1 protein-coding gene is annotated in these 2,160 nt (G+C 68.7%); it reads left to right on the top strand.

Translation table 11 applies throughout. The features are described 5' to 3' along the window. The first annotated feature begins 615 nt into the window (after positions 1-615). Positions 616-2,019: a class II fumarate hydratase gene (locus ACFU5M_RS34405; RefSeq protein WP_379055790.1), complete on the top strand. Its 1,404-nt coding sequence runs from the start codon at positions 616-618 to the stop codon at positions 2,017-2,019. Positions 2,020-2,160 lie beyond the last annotated feature (141 nt).

Here is a 2,160-nt window from a genome sequence, read left to right as displayed (position 1 = left end):
TCGCGGACGCGGTGGTCACGCAAACACGAGCCGGGCCGCGAACAGAACATGCTCGGTCTCGCTCCGCTCGAAACCGGGAGTCGAGGTCGATCCGATCACGTCGGGCGCTACTCCGCACCTTCGCCGACAACCGCGAAGCGGCGGTAGATAGCGAACGCCTCGCCCCCGGCGGCCGCACGAACTCGAGCCCGGCTGTGAACGGACGTGCTCGGTTTCGCTCGGCGCGGGGCCGGTGGTGTCGCAGTCCGTCCTCCGCGACACCGATGCACTCGATATCGCGCTACCTCGGGCCGGCTGGAGAGAGCGATCAGGTGGCCGCATGGTGTCTACGTGCTCGCTCCGGCTTCGCTCTGCGACCGGCACCGGGCCTGACTATCACCTCCGGCGTCAACCGCGGGCCGGCCTGTTAGCGACCCGTCGCCGTAATTCGCCAGGTGAGAGGTCTTTATGGGTCTTCACCGACATGTTGCTACGGCCGGGTAAGTCGCCGGACCGATGGCGCGGGCGTCCCGGGGCGGCGGTTCCCGTATTCCCGGGTGGACCTCGTCCGGCCTGTGCGAATGACCTCAGGCGTGGCTGCCCCATGGGCAGCGGCCGCGGCATAGGGTCGGGATCATGAGCGAGGAGACGCAGTACCGCATCGAGCACGACACCATGGGCGAGGTCCGGGTTCCGGTGGACGCGTTGTGGCGGGCGCAGACCCAGCGGGCCGTGGAGAACTTCCCGATCAGCGGACGCGGCTTGGAGCGGGCGCAGATTCGCGCGCTCGGCCTGCTGAAGGCCGCGTGTGCCACGGTGAACCGCGACCTGGGTCTGCTCGATCCGGGGAAGGCCGATGCCATCATCGCCGCGGCGAACGAGATCGCCGAGGGCAGGCACGACGACCAGTTCCCGATCGACGTCTTCCAAACCGGTTCCGGCACCAGCTCGAACATGAACGCCAACGAGGTGATCGCCTCGCTGGCCAAGGCGAAGGGCGTCACCGTCCACCCGAACGACGACGTGAACATGTCCCAGTCGTCCAACGACACCTTCCCCACCGCAACGCATCTCGCCGCCACCGAAGCGGTCATCACCGACCTGGTTCCCGCGCTGGAGCATCTGCGGCTGGCGCTGCTGGACAAGTCGACGGAATGGCGCACCGTGGTGAAGTCCGGCCGCACCCACCTGATGGACGCAGTTCCGGTGACCCTCGGCCAGGAGTTCGGCGGCTACACCCGCCAGGTCGCGGCGGGCATCGACCGCATCATGGCGACGCTGCCGCGGCTCGGCGAGCTGCCGATCGGCGGCACGGCGGTCGGCACCGGGCTGAACGCGCCGGAGGGCTTCGGCGCGAAGGTCGTCGCGGAACTGGTGCGCGCCACCGACATCGATGCGTTGCGCGAGGCCGAGGACCACTTCGAGGCGCAGGCCGCGCGCGACGGCCTGGTCGAGGCGTCCGGTGCGCTCCGCACGATCGCGGTGAGCCTGACCAAGATCGCCAACGACATCCGCTGGATGGGCTCGGGCCCGCTCACCGGTTTGGCCGAACTCCAGCTGCCGGATCTGCAGCCGGGCAGCTCGATCATGCCCGGCAAGGTGAACCCGGTGCTCCCCGAGGCGGTGACCCAGGTCGGCGCGCAGGTGATCGGCAACGATGCCGCGGTCGCCTTCGCGGGCGCGAACGGCGCCTTCGAACTGAATGTGTACATCCCGGTCATGGCGCGCAACTTGCTGGAGTCGATTCGCCTGCTGGCCAATGTCGCGCGAGTGTTCGCCGACAAGTGCGTGCGCGGCCTGGTCGCCAATGTCGAGCACCTGCGGATGCTCGCCGAGTCCTCCCCCTCGATCGTCACTCCGCTGAACTCGGCGATCGGCTACGAAGAGGCGGCCGCGGTCGCGAAGGAAGCGCTGCGGGAGAAGAAGACCATTCGGCAGACCGTCATCGATCGCGGCCTGCTGGACGAGAAGCTGACCGAGGAGGAACTCGACCGCCGCCTCGACGTGCTGGCCATGGCGAAGGTCGAAGAGCAGGACTGACGGGACCTCTCGCCGGCACCTCGGTCGAGCGACACAAGCGGGGAACCGGCGTCCTGCCTTTCGCCGCCGCTGAGCATCGGCGCGGATGCCGAAGGAGTCGCGTCCTGACCCGAGAGAGCCGCACCGGAACGAACGAACGCC

The organism is Nocardia sp. NPDC057455 (genome assembly GCF_042802775.1).
Lineage (GTDB): Bacteria > Actinomycetota > Actinomycetes > Mycobacteriales > Mycobacteriaceae > Nocardia.
Note: the sequence above shows the minus strand (reverse complement) of the source record. Positions and strands in the feature narration are given on the sequence as shown.